This window comes from Peptoclostridium sp. (genome assembly GCF_009881055.1).
Lineage (GTDB): Bacteria > Bacillota > Clostridia > Peptostreptococcales > Peptostreptococcaceae > Peptoclostridium_A.
Genome location: NZ_WXFG01000032.1, coordinates 1 through 19,439, shown reverse-complemented (window position 1 = coordinate 19,439; position 19,439 = coordinate 1). Strand labels below are relative to the sequence as shown.

Here is a 19,439-nt window from a genome sequence, read left to right as displayed (position 1 = left end):
CATGGTGTATCTATGTTTTTTTCCATAATTTGAGGAGGTCTAGTAATAATGTTTTACTCTATTGGAATTGACGCTGGATCGGTGGCTACAAAGGGAGTTCTTTTTAACGGGGAAATAGTGGAAACCGCTCTTATACCTACCGGATGGAGCCCAAAGGACGCCTCCTGCGAAGTGCTTGAGCTGCTTCTGAAAAAAAGCGGCGTAAGCAGAGATGATGTCAAAAAAATTATAGGAACCGGATATGGAAGAATTTCTATGCCTTTCGTGGACAAGGCTGTGACTGAAATTACATGTCATGCCAAGGGAGCCCATTTCCTTAACGCAAATACAAGAACTATACTAGACATCGGAGGACAGGACAGCAAGGTAATAAGCGTTGACGAATCTGGCAATGTGCTTGATTTTTCAATGAACGACAAATGCGCTGCCGGAACAGGCCGATTCCTCCAGGTCATGACTGCAACACTTGGTGTCGACATTGCAGAGCTCGACAGCATGATTGATGAGAGCGTCAAGCCTCAGCCTATATCCAGCATGTGTACTGTTTTTGCCGAATCGGAGGTCATAAGCCTGCTTGCAAAGGGAATAGACAAAAAAAGCGTGTTGCTTGGTCTTATTCATTCAATATCAAACAGAGCTTCTTCTCTTATGAGCAAAATTCCGTTGACCCGTGAAGTTTCGTTTACTGGCGGCGTGGCAAAGTGTATTACCGCAAGAAGGGTTCTTGAGGAAAAAATCGGAACTCATCTGTTTGTTTCGGAGCACTCCCAGATAGTAGGCGCTCTAGGCGCAGCTGTGATTGCATATAACTCTGCAAAAAAATAGCAGCAGGCATAGCCTGCTGTTTTTATATTACCAATTCTGTGGACTTGACTCTCTTGATTCCATAAAGCCCTTCCATCTGTAAAAGCGCCGCCTCAGTATCCTGTTCGAATCCGCTTATACTGCTTGTGCAATCTTCAAGCAGGTATATCCTTTCTGTTACATTCCTGCTGTCTTTGTAGTATTCGCATATTTGAGAGAGCGATTCGAGCGCGCAGTGCGACTTTGCCTCTCCGCCAATTATAACCATGTCGTAGCCTGCAAGCTTATCAAGCAGTGTTGTTTCAAATTCAAAGCCTTCATCGTATTCAGGCCTGAATATACCGTACATTTCACTTGTGGGGCTCGTGCCCTTGACAATTATTTCAAAATTCGAATCCCTGACCATAGAGTGATAGTAAGCCATTTTCGAGAACTGAGCCTCGAGACAGTGACCGGTCGTGCCGAGCATGCAATGGTACGGCCATATTATGAGGCTTTTCCTCGAATTCTCCTCTAGATATTTGACATACCTTATGCTGTGCTCCTTGTGCCTTACAGGAACCCAGATTCCGCCTTCTATATCCTTGCTTGATATGAAAGTAAACGGCTTGGGATTATCGCCGCTTGAATTGGTCCACCAGCATGGATGAAATATCTGATATGCAGTATGGGTATCCAGCGATGCTATTATGGAAGTTATACTGCCCGCATTGCTATATATGAATTTTATGAGATTTTCAACATCCTTGTGTGAACCTGCAACAGGCAGACTTCCATTTTCCATGAAATCGTTTTGAATATCTATGGCCAAGACCAATACTTTTTTAATATCGCCGTTAGCAGGAAGCTTTCTTTCATTTTTGGCAAGCTCCATTAGCGAATTCATATCCATGCTTGATATATCTCCGATTTTTTCAATGTCCACTATCTCCTCTAGACTGTTAGCTAGCATCTATCCCCTCTCCCCCCTTCAATATATATTAATCTCCTGCAGATAATCAATCCCACAGGAGATTTAATGTACAATATAATAGATTGTTTACCTTATTACAAGCACAGGAACTGTTGCATGGTGTACAACTTTGTTTGCTACAGAACCTATAAGGAATCTTCTTGCCGCTGACATTCCATGAGTGCAGATTATTATCATGTCGCACTTTTCATTTTCAGCGGTGTCTATTATGGCAGATGCCGCATCTTCAAATACTACCCGTGTTTCGACCTTAAGACCTGCTCCCTCAAAATATTTTTTCGCCTGCTCTACAATAGCTTCACCGTTCTTTTGAAGCTTTTCATCGCCTACGCGTTTGAAGTCAACGCCCGCATATCCCGCAGGACGTTCATCCTGGGCATTGAGTATTAATACCTCGGCTCCCAGTTTTTCAGCGAAAAACTTTGCATGGTCATATATGGCAGCGCATGCCTCTGATCCGTCAACCGGAACTAGAATTTTCTTCACGATAAATTCCCCCTTGTCCAATTATTCAAAGCGGTTTGCAGTCTACATCATTAATATACCCCTTATAAAGCAATGTATTTATAAAACATCTTGTAATTTTATTTATTTCACACTGAATTGTGGTATAAATTTTTTTGTAAGCATAATACAAACAACTACAGTATGGGAGGTAATTATTGTGCTAATTAGGGAATTCCTTGAGAAGAGATATTCAGCCCGTGAATATGAACAAAAGCAGCTATCAGAGAGCACCATAAAGACCATTGTCGATTATGCCCACGAAATAGAAGCAAGCATAAAAAGCGTTAAGGTCAAATTCATATTCTTAAAAGACGGAGCAGAAATATTTGAAAAGCTTAACGGCTATGCAGGCTATGCCGGAGTCATGATAAAAAGCCCGCACTACATTGGAATTCTTACAGAGGACGAGAACTACAGGACTCAGATTGCAGCTTCGTATGCAATGCAATCGCTTATCAAAAAACTCTTTGAGATGGGCCTGGGTACTTGCTGGATTGACTTTTCAAAAGCAGGGGAAAGACTGCAGGACGAGCTTGCCGGTTCTGAGCTCAAAAATATAAACTACGCCGTTTCAGTTGGATATCCAAAAAAGGAATCCAGGTTTAAGTTCGTTTATGTGCCGTCTACAAGCTATTCAAGCGTGTCAAACAATCCCTACAGGCAAATATCCGAATCCAAAAGCGACAAAAGCGGCGAAAGACTGCCAATAGATCAGTTTGTATTCAAGGATGAATTCGGAAAGCATATAAGCCTCGACGAGCTGGAGCAAAGAGGGCTTGCAGATGTATTTTCCCGTGTCAGGAATGCTCCTTCAGCAAGGAACCTTCAACCATGGAGATTTGTTTTGCAAAATGAGCGCATTATTATAGCCGTCAAAAATCCATCTTCCAAGGAAAGTATGACCGATGCCGGGATAATGATGTATCTTTTCGAAGGCATGGTTCACGACAGCGGAATCAGAGGCGAATGGTCTCTCCTCCCATTTGAGGAATTCGAATATCAAAACGATAAATACGCATATGTAGGTGAATTCAGAGTTTAATTCCTCTTAAGAGCAAAGGCGACGCCAGCTTTGTTTATGCCGGTGTCGCCTTTATTTTACTGAGCCATTGTTAAAATTCCACGTTATATTCCTTTTGGAGCAGGTCCTTTTCCTCTCTCATTATGCTCTCTTTGAGTTCATCGAATGTTTTTTCGCCGGTTTGATATTTCTTTATCTTCACGTCATATATTGCATCGCACTTTTCCCTGAAAACATTCATATACTCTGATTTGTTCGGGTGCTTGTCAAATACATCCTCCAATTCTTTTTCCAGCATTCTGATTATGACATCCTTTTTCATAAAATCACTCCCTAAATTTTTTAATTTTTGAGCTGTTTGATTTTATTACTAAAGATGATACCCTAACAGCCCTCACCGGAAACATCAGCAGCTGAATTAATGTATGTTCCCAACGTTACTATATAGTCAGGCAGACCGCTTTGAGAGGGTATTTCATATCTGGCATCTATGGCATCCATTGGTATAGATTTTCTGCCACCTTCGGAGGCATTTCTCCAGTAGCTTTCTATGAGCTCTATTGGAATGAGAAAATATCTTCCGTCTTTCTTGAAGTTGCATATAACAAATGAAAATCCTCCCTGTGCTTTGAACTTGAGCATGTATTCTATCTGGTGGTCATGTATGTTCTGCAGCGGCAGATATGGCCTGTCGGTCTCCTTTACATCAAAACATATTGAGTGCCCCTGGCATATTCCGTAGTAATCTACAGTAGACCTCTTTTCGAAATAAGCTTCTACTATCCGGCCCGAGCCTATCTTAGTCACCTTTACAGGCACAGGCATCTTTGTGATTAAAGCCATGCCCTTTCTTTCGTATATGCTGTTAACATGTTCTATAAGGTTCTCAGTCATGTCGCCCTTATGCCCGAAGCTCTTCCACCTCGTCAATGCTATCATCCCCTCGAAATCATGTTGCATCAAATATAAAAGGTGCCATTTAAGGCACCCTCGTTCGCTTGCATCAGAGCTATTTTTTAGGTCTTTGTAGATTCACGCCCAGCTCTTCAAACTTGATTATATCGTTTGATTTTTCTTCGAAATATATCCCATAAAGCTTGCCCTTCTTCATATTGATTTGACTTGGAGAATAAAGCTTCTTGGTAGTCTTTCCAATTTTGATGTATACTTCATATTTTTTAAATTTACCTTTTGGAGGATTGACAGCGATGCACTGCCCCTGTATATAGAACTTCTTCCTCTTAATGGATATGAATATCTTCGCCAGAAAAGCTGCGATTATTGCGGCCAGCACACCGAATAATATCTTATATCCAATGCCTTTTATGTAAATTGCCAAAGTTACCATTACAATGAACAATGCAGTGACTGCCGCCACCCTGAGCAGAGCATTTCTTTGCTCCTTGTTTTTTAGTACATCCCAGTTCAAAAATACATCCCACCTTACTATAGTTATTGTTTTTTAAATGCTACGCTTGTTGTTCTCTCCTTGTTTATTATATCAAATTTGGACATTAATAAAAGGGTTATTCGGAAATTTTGTATGAAAATAAAAGAGCTTCCCGCTCTTTCGCTGCGGGAAGCCGCCTGGATTATACTATCTTTTTCCTAATTCTACGTATTCTCTCATTTCCATTACACTTTTGTATGCCGGTCTCATTATCTTATTGTCGCTTACAACCTGCTCTATTCTATGCGCACACCAACCGCTTACTCTTGCTGTTGCAAACAGAGGAGTGTAGAGTTCATGAGGAATGTTGAGCATATCATATACAAAACCTGAATAGAAGTCCACATTTGCGCATATTACGGCATCAGGGCCTTTTAGTTCCTTGAATGCCTCTACGCTTAACTTTTCAATATTATTGTAAAATGCGAACTCTTCTTCCCTGCCCTTTTCCACAGCAAGCTCATAGGCCTTCTGCTTAAGGAGTACTGATCTAGGGTCAGAAAGAGTGTATACTGCATGACCCATGCCGTATATAAGACCTGTCTTGTCAAAAGCGTCCTTCCTCAATATCTTTCTCAGGTAGTCCTTTAATTCCACCTTATCGCTCCAGTTTGAAATGTTCTCCTTTATATTGTTCATCATGTTGAGAACCTTCAGGTTAGCCCCCCCGTGCTTAGGTCCCTTCAATGCGCCAACAGCTGTTGCTATGGCAGAATAAGTGTCTGTCCCAGTAGATGAAACAACGTGCGTTGCAAATGCAGAGTTGTTTCCTCCGCCGTGCTCTGCATGTATTACGAGCGACAGGTCAAGCAGCTCCGCCTCTTTTTCAGTAAACTTATTATCCGGCCTTATCATGTGAAGTATGTTTTCCGCTGTTCCAAGTTCTGGCAATGGTGAATGTATGAAAAGGCTCTTATTGTCATGATAATGACTCTTAGCCTGATATCCGTATGCAATTATAGTAGGGAATCGTGCAATAAGCTCAAGGCTTTGTCTTAGAAGGTTTTTAACGCTTATGTCATCTGGATTGTCGTCGTACGAATACGATACGAGTATGCTCCTTTGAAGCTTGTTCATTATGTCCTTGCTTGGATTCTTAAGAATCATATTTTCAGTAAAGCTCTTTGGCAGTATTCTTAACTCTCCAAGCAGATTTTTGAATTCATCAAGCTGAGACTGCGTTGGAAGCTCACCAAACAGGAGTAGATAGCACACCTCTTCAAAGCCGTGTCTATTTTCCTTCTGAAAGCCTTCAACTATGTCTTTCAAATCCATTCCTCTATATATAAGAGCCCCCTCGTCGGGCACAATCTCGCCTGCATCGACAACATATCCATGCACTTCTCCCACTTGTGTGAGACCTACAAGGACCCCTGTGCCATTTTCATTTCTAAGGCCACGTTTGACATTATACATGCCATAGTAATCCGAAGGTATGCGATTTGTTTTTTCTACGGCTTCAGCCATTTTGTTAATAATTGTCATGTAAAATTCTTCTGACATTAAATCCACCTCCAATAGCATTCATTGCAGCTATTCCTGCAGCTATTCTTCATAATTATTTTGTATTTAGTATATATTAACACATTAAAGGTGAATTGTGTGATATTTTTTTGTTGATTTGCAGGATTTTCAAAATGATTCTGCAAAAAAACATTTCCGGTCCCATAATTGTTTTTATATCAGTACTACGCAAAAAAAACTAGTTAAATTTGCTAAAATGTTCAATTGTACTGATATATAAACAAAATGCCAGATGCTGTGCATCTGGCATTTTATGCTCAATTATTTAAAGTGGCTTATATAGCGGGAAATCGCTTGTTAGTTTTTTAACCATTTCCGCAGCCTTCTCTATATTGTTTTCATCTATAACTATTCTTATAACCTCTGCAATAGTCTCCATTTGCCCTTCTTTCATGCCTCTTGTTGTCACTGCAGGAGTTCCTATTCTTATGCCGCTTGTAACAAACGGACTTGCAGTATCAAATGGAACTGTATTTTTGTTAACAGTTATATGGGCCTCATCAAGTCTCTTTTCAGCCTCTTTACCAGTTATATCGTGGCTTCTAAGATCTATTAGTATAAGATGGTTGTCTGTACCTCCGGAAACTACTCTGAAACCTTTTTCAGTTAAAGCATTAGCTAGTGCCTTTGCATTTTTTATTACTTGCTGCTGATATTCCTTGAATCCATCAGTTAGTGCCTCTTTGAAGCATACAGCCTTTGCCGCTATAACATGCTCAAGCGGTCCTCCCTGAAGTCCCGGGAATATCGCCTTGTCTATAGTCTTGGCATGCTCTTCCTTGCAAAGTATTATTCCGCCTCTTGGACCTCTAAGAGTCTTGTGAGTAGTAGATGTAACAACATCTGCGTATTCGCATGGGTTCTGATGAAGTCCTGCCGCTACAAGACCTGCTATGTGAGCCATATCAACCATTAGCAACGCGCCTACCTCATCTGCTATTTCCCTGAACCTTTTGAAATCTATCTGTCTTGGATAAGCAGTTGCTCCTGCAACTATCATCTTTGGCTTTTCTCTCTTTGCTATCTCCAAAACCTCGTCATAATCTATAAGCTCATCTTCTTGTCTAACCCCGTAAGGTATGAACTCGAAATATTTTCCAGAAATGTTTACAGGCGAACCGTGCGTAAGGTGTCCTCCCTGAGAAAGGTTCATACCCATAACCTTGTCACCGTGGTTTAGGAATGCAAGATATACTCCCATATTAGCGCTGCTTCCAGAGTGTGGCTGAACATTGGCGTGCTCGGCACCAAACAGCTTTTTAAGTCTGTCTATTGCTAGCGATTCCACTACGTCTACATTTTCGCAGCCGCCGTAGTATCTCTTGCCAGGGTATCCTTCAGCATACTTGTTTGTAAACTGGCTTCCCATTGCCTCCATTACAGCTTCTGAAACAAAGTTTTCAGATGCAATAAGTTCGATGTTAGTGTTTTGCCTTGTTATTTCTTTTTTAAGAGCCTCATAAACATCGATGTCTACATTCTTCAAATTAGTGAAATCCATAATTCTATCCCCTTTTCAAATTATTCTTAAAATAGCGCACGTCCACGCTGAAATAACATACGTTCATTATAATACACTTTTCGCATTAATGCCACGTTTTTTTTAGCATTAATGCGCACTATTATTCGTGAAAACGTTATTTGTAACATACTAAATGGCTTTGTTAATATTATAATATATACTGTTACTTCTTGACGCTTCCTAATCTCTGCCTGCACACAATACTCGCAAAGTCCTCTTATGGTATATTTATCTTAATATTCGTTTTTTAATCTGTATACTTATTATTTTTTGTATTTATTTTTTTATATGTCGCTTGTTATTCTATTTTTCAATAGTTCGCTGCACGTTGTCCGCTCTAACATTTTCTTTGATTGCTAGACAGATTGCATTGCCTGTTTACATATATCAAGCTACATAATATAATTCATTTATATGCGCTTTTTCCGCACCGCATCCAAGCAACAGCGCTCCAGCCTAATTTTAATTTATATTTAGCAGGGAGAAATCAGATATGCTTAAAAATGAAATTTTACAGGTAGCCATATACTCAGGCGAGATTATGCTGAAAAGCGGCGCTGAAACATACAGAGTCGAGGATATAATCGAACGCATGTGCAAGTCCAAGGGTCTCGACGATGTCAACTCCTTCGTCACCCCGACCGGAATGTTTGTATCGGATAACAAGACACATGAAGCCACTGCAATAATAAAAAGGGTGAAAAATCGCAAGATTGACCTTGACAAGATATCCCAGGTCAACAACTTTGCAAGGAGCTTTATAAGCGGCGATATGCCGTACGAGGATGCCGTAGAGAGACTAAACCGGATAGACAATACTCCCAAGTTTCATCCCGTCATAACTCTTTTGCTCACGGGGCTTGCCTCTGCTTTTTTCACGCTGCTCTTTGGAGGCATGTTTCCCGATTTTATAGCGGCCTTTTTTATAAGCATGATATCAATAGGAGTCTTCTGGAGCATAGACAGGCTTAGCGACACGCAATTCCTGTCCACAACAGCAAGCTCGGTTGTAATTTCAATTTGCTCCATACTTTCTTACAAAATGGGGCTTGGTACAAGCTTCGACATGATAATAGTAGGCGCCGTCATGCCTCTTGTACCCGGAGTAGCCCTGACAAACGGCATAAGAGACCTAATATCGGGCGATATTCTCTCAGGCATAGCAAGGGTATTCGAGGCCGTAATGATTGCCGTTTCAATAGCCGTGGGCGTAGGTTCGGTGCTGGGCTTTTGGACGGGTATTATGGGGGGTTCGCTCATATGATACTAAAACAGTTTTTATTTTCCTTCATTTCCACTGTGGGTTTTAGCGTTTTTTTCAACGCTCCAAGAAGCTCACTGCTTTACGCCGGCTTTACGGGCGGATGCGGATGGGTTGTCTACTACATTTTGAAATCCATGGGTTACGCAGCACCGTTTGCCAGCCTGGCTGGCGCCATAGCAGTAGGCCTGCTGGGAGAACTGTTTGCAAGAATAGACAAAAAACCTGTAACTGCTTTTGTAGTTCCCGGCATAGTTCCTCTTGTTCCCGGATACGGCATGTATCTTGCAATGGTAGGCCTTATAAGCAATGATTATGCTGCTGCCATACAGATAGGAACAGAAACTATACTCACTGGCGGAGCAATTGCCATGGGTATAATAATAGTTTCATCACTGGCCAAGATTTTCAAAAGCCAAAGAAACATCATGCTGCATTCAATGGAAAAATAGTAATTTGCAAAACAAAATCCCTGAGCCGTTTTCTTTCGAAAGCTGCTCAGGGATTTTGTTTTTACCTGTCTTCTCTGAAATACGGCTCTCCCAGACTCTGAGGTGCCATATTCTCCTTTGATTTTTTTGCCGATACTGCAATTAGCACTACTATAGTAGCTATATATGGAAGCATATCTATCATGTACTGCGATATTGCTATGTCGAACTTTTGTATTCTAAAGCCTACTATGTCAAGGCCTCCAAAGAAAATTGCGCTGAGCATAGCCTTGTAAGGATTCCACATGCTGAATATTACAAGCGCCACTGCTATCCATCCTCTTCCCGAGGTGACATTCTCCTGCCATGAAGGTATATATACAAGCGAAAGATATGCTCCTCCAAGCGCACAAAGAGCTCCGCCCACTATTATGTGCACATACTTGTAGAGAGTGACGTTAATTCCGCTCGCATCTGCTGCTGCCGGATTTTCTCCCACAACACGAAGGTTAAGGCCAAGTCTTGTCTTATAAAAATATACTCCTGCAGCTATTGCTACTAAATACCCCATATATACAAATATGCTCTGCTGGAAAAGCATCGGCCCAATGAATGGTATGCTGCCAAGCAGCGGTATGTTTACTGCTGCAAAGAATTTACTTATTCCCTCTGGCACAACCTGCCCCATGAGCGACTGCCCTGTGAAGCTTGCAACTCCAGTTCCCAGAATAGTAAGCGAAAGTCCGGTTACAACCTGGTTGGCACGCAGCGTGACGGTAAGAAATGCAAATATAAATGCGCCTGCAGCACCTGCAAGCAGCGCTCCGATTATAGCCAAAAATGGATTAGAAGTTATAAGACCGACTTGAAAACCTGCCACAGCTCCAAGCAGCATAAGCCCTTCGACCCCCAGGTTGAGATTTCCGGACTTCTCCGTTATTATCTCTCCCACTGTGGCAAACAACAGAGGCATTCCAGCCTGCACTGCTGCGGCCAGAAAAGATATCAAAGCCATAGTTTTTGCTCCTTCCGTTTATTAAATCAGGCAATCCTTGCGCTGTCTTCGTTATTGTTTGATTTTTCCTTTTTTATATCGATTTTATACTTCGAGAAGAATTCGCTTCCGAGTACAAATATAAGTATCATTCCTTGGAGAATTTGTGCGGCTGACTGCGGTATTTGGAAAGCCGTCTGTATATAAGCTCCGCCCTGAACAAGCGTTGCAAACAAGAACGAAACCAACAGAATTATAGGTGCGCTAAGCCCTGAAAGCCATGCTACAATTATTGCAGTATAACCGACTCCGCCGGCAACTTCTATTGAAAGCGTGTTGCTTACGGCCGAAGCCTGAATCATGCCGGCAAGTCCGCATAGTGCGCCGCTCATGAATATGGCTATTAGTGTAATCTTTTTTACATTCATGCCTGCATACAGCGCTGTTGTTTCGCTTTCTCCTATTACGCTTATCTCAAAGCCCTTCTTTGAATATTTCATAAATACGTATACCCCTGCTATTAGCAGCAGGCATATTATCCAGCCAGCGTGTATACCAAATACACTCGGAAGCACGGCATTAGATGAAAAGTTTGGTATCTTAGGGAATCCAAGTGCGTTCGGATCCTTCCAAGGTCCATACTGAAGATATGTTACCCATTGCAGAGCTATATAGTTCATCATAAGAGTGAACAGTGTCTCGTTGGTTCCAAGTCTTGCCTTGAAAAATGCAGGTATCAGAGCCCAGATTCCTCCGCCTACCATTCCAGCTGCAATCATAAGCGGTATGAGCAATCCTATTGGCATGTCAGGGAATTTAAGCGCAAAAAAACTCGCCAGAAAGGCTCCCATCAATATTTGACCTTCGCCGCCTATGTTCCAGAACTTCATCTTGAAGGCAACTAATATTCCAAGCGATGTAATTGCAAGCGGTATTGTCTTTACAACGGTCTCATTGAATCTGTAAAGTGACCCGAAGCAGCCTTCGAGCATAGAAAAATATACACTGAAAGGATTGTGGCCTAAAGAAAGTATGAATACTGTAGATGCCACAAATGCCAAAACAACAGCTGTAATCTTTATGGCCACAAGCTGCTGTTTTGATGGCTCAGGTTTTTTAATTATTCTAAGCATCCGCATCCACTCCCTTTGTTTCAATACTCTCGCCCGCCATAAGAAGGCCCAGTTCCTCTTTCGTACATGTCTTGGCGTCTACTATTCCAGTTATCTTTCCACCACATACTACCATTATCCTGTCGCAAAGCTCCATCAGCACATCCAGGTCTTCGCCTATGAAAAGTACGGCAACGCCCTTTTTCTTCTGCTCATTGAGCAGGTCATATACTGTGTATGACGCGCCTATGTCAAGGCCTCTTGCAGGATATGCTGTTATAATAAGGTGGGGATTAAGGTCTATCTCCCTGCCGAGCAGAACCTTTTGTATGTTTCCGCCTGACAGCTGCCTTACAGGGTGGTGTATTCCAGGAGTGCTTATATCGAGTCTCCTTACTATGTCCCTCGCCTTGTCAGCAACAGGTTTCCTCTTTACGAAGAATCCTTTCTGTCTGTGGTATTCCTTCAGAAGCAGATTGTCTACAATATCCATAGAGGCCACCAGACCCATGCCGAGTCTGTCTTCGGGCACGAAGCTCATGCTTATACCCATCTTTATTATATCTCTTGGACTCTTACCAACTATATTTTCTTCCTCGTATATTATCTGACCTGACTCAACAGGATATACTCCCGCTATTGATTCGCAAAGCTCTTTCTGGCCGCTTCCTGCAACACCTGCGACTCCAAGTATTTCGCCGCCGTAGAGTTCAAAGGACATGTCCTTCATAACTTTGGCACCTTGCATGTCAAGAGCATTGAGGTTCTTGACCACGAGAGTCCTCTTCAAGGTCTTTACCTCGGGTCTTTCTATTGAAAGTTCAACCGCCCTGCCCACCATAAGGTCAGTAAGCTTTTGGGGATTAGTATCGACTTTGTCCACAGTGCCCACAACTTCTCCCTTTCGAAGCACCGTTATCCTGTCGCTTATCTCCATTACCTCATTAAGTTTGTGCGTGATTATTATCACAGCACAGCCTTCTCTTTTCATGTTCCTGATTATATCGAAAAGCTTTGTAGTCTCCTGTGGTGTGAGAACAGCCGTCGGTTCATCGAGTATGAGTATCTTCGCGCCTCTGTAGAGCACCTTTAGTATCTCGAGTCTTTGCTTTTCGGCAACCGACATTTCGTATACTTTTTTGTCCGGATCAATCTCGAGATTGAACCTTTGCGAGATTTCACCTATCTCCTTTGTAAGACCCTTGCTGTCAACAAAAAGTCCGCCCTTTTGGCCGGCTATTATGTTCTCCTTGGCACTCATTACCTCCACCAGCTTGAAGTGCTGATAGATCATTCCTATGCCCAGGTCTATTGCATCCTTTGGATTCTTGAATGTCACCAGTTTTTCGCCCACATAAATAGAGCCGCTGTCAGGGGAATATATCCCTGACAGCATGCTCATTAGTGTACTCTTGCCGGCTCCATTTTCTCCAAGCAGCGAGTGGATTTCCCCCGCTTTTATGTCTAAGCTTACATTGTAATTTGCTATTACAGTTCCGAATTGTTTAGTAAGTCCTTCTACTCTAATAAGAGAATTTGAATTCATTAAAATCACCTGATTATTTTTTTATCTTGCCTTCAACGCCTTCAACAAACCAATCTATAGAAAGCATTTGCTCGTCTGTCAGCTTCTCGCCTTCTTTAACCTTTAGATTTCCTTCATTGTCCTTTATAGGTCCTGAGAAAACCTCAAAGCTTCCATCTTTTATCTTGGCTTCTATTTCCTGAACCTTTGCAACTGCTTCAGCTGGCACAAGCTCTGTCATAGGAGCAAGCTGTATTGTTCCTGTCTCCATTCCGCCCCAGTAGCTGTCGCTCTTCCAAGTGCCATCCATTGCAGCCTTAACCTGCTCTACATAGTATGGTCCCCAGTTCCATATTGGAGCTGTAAGGTATGCCTTCGGAGCCATTGCCTTCATGTCTGTATTGTAACCTATCGAGAATACGCCTCTTTCCTGTGCTGCCTGCTGCGGTCCTGCTGTATCCTGGTGCTGAGCTATTATGTCCGCGCCTTCGTCAAGCAGCGAGTTTGCAGCGTCCTTTTCAGTCACAGGATCGTACCATGTGTGAGTCCATCTAACTACTACCTTTGCATCTGGGTTAACTGATCTTACACCAAGCGTAAATGCGTCTATTCCTCTTACCACCTCTGGTATTTCAAATGCGGCTACATAGCCTATCTTGTCTGTTTGAGTCTTCATTCCTGCCACTATACCCGAAAGGTATCTTGCCTGGTATTCCCTTCCGAAGTAGTTAGTCATGTTCTCGCTTTGCTTGTAACCTGAACAATGCATGAACTTAACATCCGGATATTCCTTTGCAACTTTTTCAACATAGTCCATGTAGCCAAAGCTTGTTGCGAATATGACCTTCGCGCCCTGGTCTATCATATCCTTCATTATCTTCTCAACCTCTGGTCCCTCCGGAACAGACTCTTTGTATATAGTTTCAACTCCAAGTTCCTTTTCAAGGTATAGCCTTCCCTCATTGTGAGAGTAAGTCCAGCCGCCATCACCAATAGGTCCTACATAGATGAAGCCCACTTTCATTTTTTCATCTGACTTAGCTGGTTCCTCAGCCTTCTTTTCTCCTGAACACCCAGTAAGAATCACTGAAAGCAGCATTACAAAAGACATTAAAAGTGCAACAATTTTCTTCTTGTTCATTTTTTCTCCTCCTTGGCTTTTTTAAGTCATAGATTTGATTATTTTAATGTTTGAAACTTTGGTTATGTAAAACCTGCTTGTGCAGGCAAATCATCTGAAGCTTATGCTGTCTTTATCCATCTTGTCTATTATGGCAAGCGACTTGAGATTGATGCCCTTGGCTCTGAGTTCGTCCCCGCCTTCCTGGAAGCCTTTTTCGATAACAATGCCTACTCCGGCAAGTGTTGTTCCCGCCTGTTCTATTATGTCCTTTATTGCTACTGCGGCCATACCGTTTGCAAGGAAATCGTCCACAAAAAGTACACTCTCACCTTCGCTCAGATAGCGCTTGGAAATCATGATGTTGTAGTGCTTAGCCTTGGTATATGAATACACTTGACTTTTGTAGGTTTCCTTGTCGAGGTTCTTTGACTCAGTCTTCTTTGCAAATACCACAGGCACATTGAAATACTGAGCGCATATGCAGGCTATGGCTATACCTGAAGCCTCGATTGTAACTATCTTGTCTATCTTCTCGCCATCAAAGAGCTCCTTGAAGCGTTTACCTATCTGGTTTAAAAAATCCACATCTATCTGGTGGTTCAGAAAGCTGTCTACCTTGAGCACCGCTCCGTCTTCCACGCGTGCTTCCTTCAATATCTTTTCTTCTACAAAATTCATACGCACAGCATCCTTTCGAGGTTTATTTGCTCATAAAATAAAAAAGCCTGTCGCAAACAGACAGGGTTTAAAGCTTGGTGTCTCGGCATGCGATTAAAAAATAAAGCTGTTTGAACATGTAATTTACGGTAAGTCCAAGCAGTTTTGGCATGTAAGACCTGGAAAGCCTAAACCTGTAGTCAGACCTCGTTACGGCAGTCTGGTAGATACTCACGAGCCATATCCCCGTGATTATACAGGCGAACTATATTAATTTTTAATCATTCATCATTCAACCTATTTAATTTTAAACCATACATTATGAAAAAGCAACCAAAAAAGCTTATCATATTATAAATATAATATATATTTAGCAGTTCAATTTTCTGGATATATATTATATTGTAGGAGCTCAGCAAAATAAAGCAGATTGGTGATTTTCACACAAGTCCCTGCTCCCCAAATTCCGCGAACGGAGGTGTCATACATAATGGCTGTTATAAATGTTGATGTTCGAGGGGAAACATGTCCCATCCCCCTTGTCGAAACCAGAAAAGCGATACGAAAGGCTGCTTCAGGAGATATTATCGAAGTCACAGGAACGCATCCTGCATCCAAGGTCGAAATTCCCATGGCTATAAAGGCTCTGAACCTTAATCTTCTTGATATTTCTGAAAACGGCGAAGTATGGACAATAAGGATTCAACTTTAGGAGGCGATATCATGTCAGAGAAGGCTACAATAATACTCCACAGCGGTGATATGGACAAGCTCTACAGCGCTCTCATAGTGGGAAACGGAGCGCTTTCAATGGGCATGGAATGCTCGATTTTCTGTACGTTCTGGGGACTTTTGAGACTCAAAAAAGGCGGACTCGAAAAGGGGCCGCTTTCGAAGATGAACATGTTAGGCCTTGGAAGGCTGATGATAAAAAGCAAGATGAATAAGGCCAACGTGGCCGGGCTTGAAAGGCTCCTAAACGACTTTAGGGAGCTTGGCGGCAAAATAATAGCATGTGATATGACAATGGAGATAATGGGAATTTCGAAAAAAGACATACGTGAAGACCTTATTGATGAATACGGATCCGTAGGCACATATATTAATGAAGCAAGAGATTCCAAAATAACGCTTTTCATATGACAAGAAGCCTGCCATGCAGCATTACAGCGCCGATTTAGGTGTGCATGGCATATCGTCTTTCTTAAGGAGGGTATTAAATGTTCAATACGCAGGTCTATCTTGATAACTCGGCAGCCACAAGGCTTGATGAAAGGGTTCTCGATGCAATGACGCCATACTTTTTCGAAACATATTCAGTTGCAACGTCAGAATTCGCGTATTCTATGGGCATAGAGGCGAAGGAGGCCCTTGAAAATTCACGAAATATAATAGCATCAAAGATCGGATGCCTGCCGGAGGAGGTCATATTCACATCGGGCCAGAGCGAGTCTGACAACACAGCCATTAAGGGCGTCGCAGACGCTCTTTCCAAGAGCAAGGGCAAGCACATCATAACATCCAAAATCGAGGATTTTTCTGTGCTCAACACAATCAAGAGACTCGAGCGCGAGGGCTTCGAGGTTACATACCTCGACGTCGACAAGCTTGGTTTTGTAAACACAGCTGAACTTGCTTCAAACATACGTGCTGATACTATACTTGTTTCCATACAATATTCAAACCAGGAGATAGGAACGATTCAGAACATTGAGGCTTTATCGGGAATCTGCAGGGACAAAGGTGTGATTTTTCATACGGATGCCACTCACGCCTTCATGCGGACCCCTATAGATTTGTCCCAGCTGAGTATCGATCTTATGACTTTTTCTGCACATACAATACACGGTCCCAAAGGTGTAGGCGGCCTCTACATCAGAAAGGACACTCCTCTGAAAAAACTCATAGATGGCGGTTTTCAGGAGTTCAACATGAGAGCCGGCACAGAGAACATACCAGGGATAGTAGGCTTTGCAAAAGCCACAGAGCTTATTACTGCGGAAGAAAACACTAAACTCAAAGAACTTAGGGACCACCTGATTGAAAGGATATTGCGCGAGATCCCAAGCACAAGCCTTAACGGCGACCCTGCAAAGCGATTGCCTCAAAACACCAACATAACATTCCACTATGTCGAAGGAGAGTCAATAACTCTCCACCTTGATATGTACGGCTTTGCCGTAAGCACAGGCTCTGCATGCTTTAGCAAATCGCTGGAAGCAAGCCATGTGATACTTGCGATAGGCGGAGGCCACGAAAATGCGCATGGCTCTATACGGTTCAGCCTGAGCAGGTATACTGCGCTCGAGGATATCGACAGGCTTGTTGATACAGTTTCAGGAATAGTTGAAAACCTCAGGAAAATAAGCCCGCTCGGAAAAACAATGAATTTAAAGGAGTGATCATTATGAAGTTGTTTCCTTATACAGATATAGTGCTCGAACATTTTAAGAATCCAAAGAACGTAGGCAGAATTGAGAATCCGGATGGCCAGGCTACAGAAGGCAGCTCTGCGTGCGGAGATATGGTCTCTCTCACCATAAAGGTCGATCCTGATACGAGAATCATAACGGATATAAAATTCGAGTCATACGGCTGCGCCTCCAACATAGCCACAGCCTCTGTAATTACGGAATTGGCAAAGAACAGAACTATTGAGGAAGCCAAAAAACTTTCATGGCGTGATGCCGAAAACGCACTTGGCGGCCTTCCAAGTGTCAAGGTTCACTGCTCTGTTCTCGCAGTCGAGGCTCTCCACTCGGCAATAAGAAATTACGAGGAAAGGCATGGGCTAATCACTGAAAAGGAACCCACAACAATTGAGGTCGTGTCAAAGCGCCTCAGGAAGGTGATGAATCCCGAGCGAGGCCTTGACATAATGCATACCAACCTTGTCAAGGGTATAGAGGTTGGAAACGGCAAAATCAAGGTGACATTGTCTATTCCCTCCTCCCACCAGTTTGCCAACAGCATAAGGGAGGATATCACCGAAAAGCTTGAAACACTCTGGGACATCGAAACAGTAGCAGTTGAATTCACAGATTGAAATACATTTTTGCGTCAACAAAACACAGGACTGTTCAAATATTTGAACAGTCCTGTGTTTTGTTCACTTCAATTACTTACCAAATTCGCCGTAAAGCCCCCCGAATTTATTCGTGGGGATATAAGACGTTCTTTTTTTGCTCCTTGCATTAGATAGAACCATTCTGCATAATACAAGTATGGACAATAAATATAAATCAAACAAGAATATAGTATACTCTTGCAAATACCATGTAGTATGGTGTCCAAAGTATCGTAGAAAAGTTTTAGTTGATGATGTGGCAAACTCTTTAAAGGAGCTGATAATAGAAATCTGCAATATCAATCAAGCTGAACTCATAGAGCTTGAGATAATGCCCGACCACGTTCATCTATTGGTGGATGTAGACCCTCAGTTTGGAATACACAAGCTGATAAAACTAATCAAGGGTAGAACATCAAGAGAATTGAGAAGCAAGTACCCTTTTCTCAAAACCAAACTTCCTACGCTATGGACAAACAGCTACTTTGTATCAACTGTTGGTGGTGCTCCACTTTCAGTAATCAAGCAGTACATCGAAAATCAAAAGACTTCTCAGAGGGGGTGATATTGTGAAAACCGTAAAGATAAAGTTAAAGCCAACTAAATCTCAAACAATAGAATTGTCTAGGCTGTCTAGAGAATATATTAGCCAAGCCAATCTACTTATTCAAACAGCAGTAACTGAGGGCAAATTCCCTAAAGCAACCTCAAAACATATAGATTCAAATATCCCCTCTGTGATTAAAAACGAACTGATTAGATACGCAAAGACCAAGTTTAAGCAGTTCGGAATCTGTATATTCAAAAAGCCTACTGTATCCTGGAACAACCAAAACTACACAGTAGAAGAAAAATCAATAGCCTTTCCTATGATTGTAGATGGCAAGGTCAAGAAAACTAAAGTCAAAGCTCTGATACCTAGTGAGCTGTTTGAAAGACTGAGCAGTTCAAAGCTAGGTGCTCTCAGAGTGTCCAAGAAAGGCTTCCATTGGATAGCCCAAATCGCCATAGAAAACAATCCGACAGAATGTTCAGGAATTGAAACTCTTGGTGTAGACTTAGGGATTCTCTGCCCAGCCGTTGGCGTAGTAGCTTCTACTGGCAAAACCAAGTTCTTCGGAAACGGCAGACACAACAAATATCTTCGTAGAAAGTACAAAGAACTTAGAAGAGCACTAGGCAAAGCCAAAAAGCTGAACGCTATAAAGCGAATCAATGATAAAGAGTCAAGAATAATGCGAGATATAAATCATAAGATTTCCAGAAACATAGTGAATTTCGCAGTCGAGAGCAACTGTAGGACTATTAATCTGGAAAGTCTTTCTGGCATACGTCAGACCTGGGTATGTTTCAGATTTTGTGTAAACGCTAAAAACTGATGCAGTTTTATTGTATAAGTTAAGGGATAGGTGCTTAAAACAAGCATCTGTCCCTTAAATGCATTATACACCCAATTTTGGGCGAGTCA

At 42.2% G+C, this 19,439-nt stretch carries 22 protein-coding genes and 1 riboswitch; of the genes, 10 read left to right on the top strand and 12 right to left on the bottom strand.

Annotated features, from left to right (window positions below; translation table 11 throughout):
- Nucleotides 1-48: 48 nt before the first annotated feature.
- Nucleotides 49-825: an acyl-CoA dehydratase activase gene (locus GT589_RS08915; protein WP_293398332.1), complete on the top strand. Its 777-nt coding sequence runs from the start codon at nucleotides 49-51 to the stop codon at nucleotides 823-825.
- 22 nt (nucleotides 826-847) lie between these two features.
- On the opposite strand, the gene GT589_RS08910 is transcribed toward GT589_RS08915, so the two are convergent.
- Complete coding sequence (locus GT589_RS08910) at nucleotides 848-1,756, bottom strand: hypothetical protein (protein WP_293398331.1); 909 nt, start codon at nucleotides 1,754-1,756, stop codon at nucleotides 848-850.
- An 87-nt stretch (nucleotides 1,757-1,843) separates the two neighbouring features.
- A complete protein-coding gene (locus tag GT589_RS08905; RefSeq protein ID WP_293398330.1) occupies nucleotides 1,844-2,263 on the bottom strand; it encodes a universal stress protein in 420 nt (139 codons plus the stop codon).
- Between the two features lie 178 nt (nucleotides 2,264-2,441).
- Here GT589_RS08905 and GT589_RS08900 point away from each other — a divergent pair, with 178 nt between their 5' ends.
- Entirely contained in the window at nucleotides 2,442-3,326 is an 885-nt protein-coding gene (locus GT589_RS08900; RefSeq protein WP_293398329.1) for a nitroreductase family protein, read from the top strand.
- Between the two features lie 70 nt (nucleotides 3,327-3,396).
- On the opposite strand, the gene GT589_RS08895 is transcribed toward GT589_RS08900, so the two are convergent.
- The 5 genes from GT589_RS08895 to glyA form a co-directional block, all read right to left on the bottom strand.
- Entirely contained in the window at nucleotides 3,397-3,627 is a 231-nt protein-coding gene (locus GT589_RS08895) for a hypothetical protein (RefSeq protein WP_293398328.1), read from the bottom strand.
- Between the two features lie 62 nt (nucleotides 3,628-3,689).
- Nucleotides 3,690-4,244: a Holliday junction resolvase RecU gene (locus GT589_RS08890; RefSeq protein ID WP_293398327.1), complete on the bottom strand. Its 555-nt coding sequence runs from the start codon at nucleotides 4,242-4,244 to the stop codon at nucleotides 3,690-3,692.
- 70 nt (nucleotides 4,245-4,314) lie between these two features.
- Entirely contained in the window at nucleotides 4,315-4,734 is a 420-nt protein-coding gene (locus tag GT589_RS08885) for a hypothetical protein (protein ID WP_293398326.1), read from the bottom strand.
- A gap of 168 nt (nucleotides 4,735-4,902) precedes the next feature.
- Nucleotides 4,903-6,258, bottom strand: a complete 1,356-nt coding sequence (locus GT589_RS08880) for a citrate/2-methylcitrate synthase (RefSeq protein ID WP_293398325.1) — start codon at nucleotides 6,256-6,258, stop codon at nucleotides 4,903-4,905.
- Between the two features lie 286 nt (nucleotides 6,259-6,544).
- Nucleotides 6,545-7,780, bottom strand: coding sequence for a serine hydroxymethyltransferase (glyA, locus tag GT589_RS08875; RefSeq protein WP_293398324.1), 1,236 nt, complete (start codon nucleotides 7,778-7,780; stop codon nucleotides 6,545-6,547).
- Between the two features lie 514 nt (nucleotides 7,781-8,294).
- Here glyA and GT589_RS08870 point away from each other — a divergent pair.
- Nucleotides 8,295-9,065, top strand: a complete 771-nt coding sequence (locus GT589_RS08870) for a threonine/serine exporter family protein (RefSeq protein ID WP_293398323.1) — start codon at nucleotides 8,295-8,297, stop codon at nucleotides 9,063-9,065.
- Nucleotides 9,062-9,514, top strand: coding sequence for a threonine/serine exporter family protein (locus GT589_RS08865; protein WP_293398322.1), 453 nt, complete (start codon nucleotides 9,062-9,064; stop codon nucleotides 9,512-9,514). The genes GT589_RS08870 and GT589_RS08865 overlap by 4 nt, the downstream gene beginning before the upstream one ends.
- 61 nt (nucleotides 9,515-9,575) lie before the next feature.
- On the opposite strand, the gene GT589_RS08860 is transcribed toward GT589_RS08865, so the two are convergent.
- From GT589_RS08860 to GT589_RS08840, 5 genes are all read right to left on the bottom strand, one after another.
- Nucleotides 9,576-10,508, bottom strand: coding sequence for an ABC transporter permease (locus GT589_RS08860; RefSeq protein ID WP_293398321.1), 933 nt, complete (start codon nucleotides 10,506-10,508; stop codon nucleotides 9,576-9,578).
- Between the two features lie 26 nt (nucleotides 10,509-10,534).
- Nucleotides 10,535-11,620: an ABC transporter permease gene (locus GT589_RS08855; RefSeq protein WP_293398320.1), complete on the bottom strand. Its 1,086-nt coding sequence runs from the start codon at nucleotides 11,618-11,620 to the stop codon at nucleotides 10,535-10,537.
- Nucleotides 11,613-13,145: an ABC transporter ATP-binding protein gene (locus GT589_RS08850; RefSeq protein ID WP_293398319.1), complete on the bottom strand. Its 1,533-nt coding sequence runs from the start codon at nucleotides 13,143-13,145 to the stop codon at nucleotides 11,613-11,615. Before GT589_RS08850 ends, GT589_RS08855 begins: the two co-directional genes overlap by 8 nt.
- Nucleotides 13,146-13,158: 13 nt before the next feature.
- On the bottom strand, nucleotides 13,159-14,265 hold the full coding sequence (locus GT589_RS08845; RefSeq protein WP_293398318.1) for a BMP family ABC transporter substrate-binding protein: 1,107 nt from the start codon (nucleotides 14,263-14,265) through the stop codon (nucleotides 13,159-13,161).
- Between the two features lie 90 nt (nucleotides 14,266-14,355).
- A complete protein-coding gene (locus GT589_RS08840; RefSeq protein ID WP_293398317.1) occupies nucleotides 14,356-14,925 on the bottom strand; it encodes a xanthine phosphoribosyltransferase in 570 nt (189 codons plus the stop codon).
- Between the two features lie 156 nt (nucleotides 14,926-15,081).
- Nucleotides 15,082-15,184: riboswitch (purine riboswitch) on the bottom strand.
- A gap of 210 nt (nucleotides 15,185-15,394) precedes the next feature.
- Between GT589_RS08840 and GT589_RS08835 the strand changes: the two genes are divergently transcribed.
- The 6 genes from GT589_RS08835 (at nucleotide 15,395) to GT589_RS08810 (ending at nucleotide 19,350) form a co-directional block, all read left to right on the top strand.
- Entirely contained in the window at nucleotides 15,395-15,616 is a 222-nt protein-coding gene (locus GT589_RS08835; protein ID WP_293398316.1) for a sulfurtransferase TusA family protein, read from the top strand.
- Nucleotides 15,617-15,627: 11 nt separating this feature from the next.
- Nucleotides 15,628-16,047 (top strand): DsrE/DsrF/DrsH-like family protein, encoded by a 420-nt coding sequence (locus tag GT589_RS08830; RefSeq protein ID WP_293398315.1) that lies wholly within the window; start codon nucleotides 15,628-15,630, stop codon nucleotides 16,045-16,047.
- A 77-nt stretch (nucleotides 16,048-16,124) separates the two neighbouring features.
- Nucleotides 16,125-17,306 (top strand): cysteine desulfurase family protein, encoded by a 1,182-nt coding sequence (locus GT589_RS08825; RefSeq protein ID WP_293398314.1) that lies wholly within the window; start codon nucleotides 16,125-16,127, stop codon nucleotides 17,304-17,306.
- 5 nt (nucleotides 17,307-17,311) lie between these two features.
- A complete protein-coding gene (locus GT589_RS08820; protein ID WP_293398313.1) occupies nucleotides 17,312-17,950 on the top strand; it encodes an iron-sulfur cluster assembly scaffold protein in 639 nt (212 codons plus the stop codon).
- 178 nt (nucleotides 17,951-18,128) lie between these two features.
- Nucleotides 18,129-18,536, top strand: a complete 408-nt coding sequence (gene tnpA / locus GT589_RS08815; RefSeq protein ID WP_293398312.1) for an IS200/IS605 family transposase — start codon at nucleotides 18,129-18,131, stop codon at nucleotides 18,534-18,536.
- Nucleotides 18,537-18,708: 172 nt separating this feature from the next.
- Complete coding sequence (locus GT589_RS08810) at nucleotides 18,709-19,350, top strand: transposase (protein WP_293398311.1); 642 nt, start codon at nucleotides 18,709-18,711, stop codon at nucleotides 19,348-19,350.
- The last annotated feature ends 89 nt before the right edge of the window (nucleotides 19,351-19,439 follow it).

What these genes read in the sequence shown, in the direction of transcription:
- GT589_RS08915 (WP_293398332.1), top strand. Translation starts at nt 49, where the DNA reads ATGTTTTACTCTATTGGAATTGACGCTGGATCGGTGGCTACAAAGGGA.
- GT589_RS08910 (WP_293398331.1), bottom strand. Translation starts at nt 1,756, where the DNA reads ATGCTAGCTAACAGTCTAGAGGAGATAGTGGACATTGAAAAAATCGGA.
- GT589_RS08895 (WP_293398328.1), bottom strand. Translation starts at nt 3,627, where the DNA reads ATGAAAAAGGATGTCATAATCAGAATGCTGGAAAAAGAATTGGAGGAT.
- GT589_RS08890 (WP_293398327.1), bottom strand. Translation starts at nt 4,244, where the DNA reads ATGATAGCATTGACGAGGTGGAAGAGCTTCGGGCATAAGGGCGACATG.
- GT589_RS08880 (WP_293398325.1), bottom strand. Translation starts at nt 6,258, where the DNA reads ATGTCAGAAGAATTTTACATGACAATTATTAACAAAATGGCTGAAGCC.
- glyA (WP_293398324.1), bottom strand. Translation starts at nt 7,780, where the DNA reads ATGGATTTCACTAATTTGAAGAATGTAGACATCGATGTTTATGAGGCT.
- GT589_RS08870 (WP_293398323.1), top strand. Translation starts at nt 8,295, where the DNA reads ATGCTTAAAAATGAAATTTTACAGGTAGCCATATACTCAGGCGAGATT.
- GT589_RS08865 (WP_293398322.1), top strand. Translation starts at nt 9,062, where the DNA reads ATGATACTAAAACAGTTTTTATTTTCCTTCATTTCCACTGTGGGTTTT.
- GT589_RS08860 (WP_293398321.1), bottom strand. Translation starts at nt 10,508, where the DNA reads ATGGCTTTGATATCTTTTCTGGCCGCAGCAGTGCAGGCTGGAATGCCT.
- GT589_RS08855 (WP_293398320.1), bottom strand. Translation starts at nt 11,620, where the DNA reads ATGCTTAGAATAATTAAAAAACCTGAGCCATCAAAACAGCAGCTTGTG.
- GT589_RS08850 (WP_293398319.1), bottom strand. Translation starts at nt 13,145, where the DNA reads ATGAATTCAAATTCTCTTATTAGAGTAGAAGGACTTACTAAACAATTC.
- GT589_RS08845 (WP_293398318.1), bottom strand. Translation starts at nt 14,265, where the DNA reads ATGAACAAGAAGAAAATTGTTGCACTTTTAATGTCTTTTGTAATGCTG.
- GT589_RS08840 (WP_293398317.1), bottom strand. Translation starts at nt 14,925, where the DNA reads ATGAATTTTGTAGAAGAAAAGATATTGAAGGAAGCACGCGTGGAAGAC.
- GT589_RS08835 (WP_293398316.1), top strand. Translation starts at nt 15,395, where the DNA reads ATGGCTGTTATAAATGTTGATGTTCGAGGGGAAACATGTCCCATCCCC.
- GT589_RS08830 (WP_293398315.1), top strand. Translation starts at nt 15,628, where the DNA reads ATGTCAGAGAAGGCTACAATAATACTCCACAGCGGTGATATGGACAAG.
- GT589_RS08825 (WP_293398314.1), top strand. Translation starts at nt 16,125, where the DNA reads ATGTTCAATACGCAGGTCTATCTTGATAACTCGGCAGCCACAAGGCTT.
- GT589_RS08820 (WP_293398313.1), top strand. Translation starts at nt 17,312, where the DNA reads ATGAAGTTGTTTCCTTATACAGATATAGTGCTCGAACATTTTAAGAAT.
- tnpA (WP_293398312.1), top strand. Translation starts at nt 18,129, where the DNA reads ATGGACAATAAATATAAATCAAACAAGAATATAGTATACTCTTGCAAA.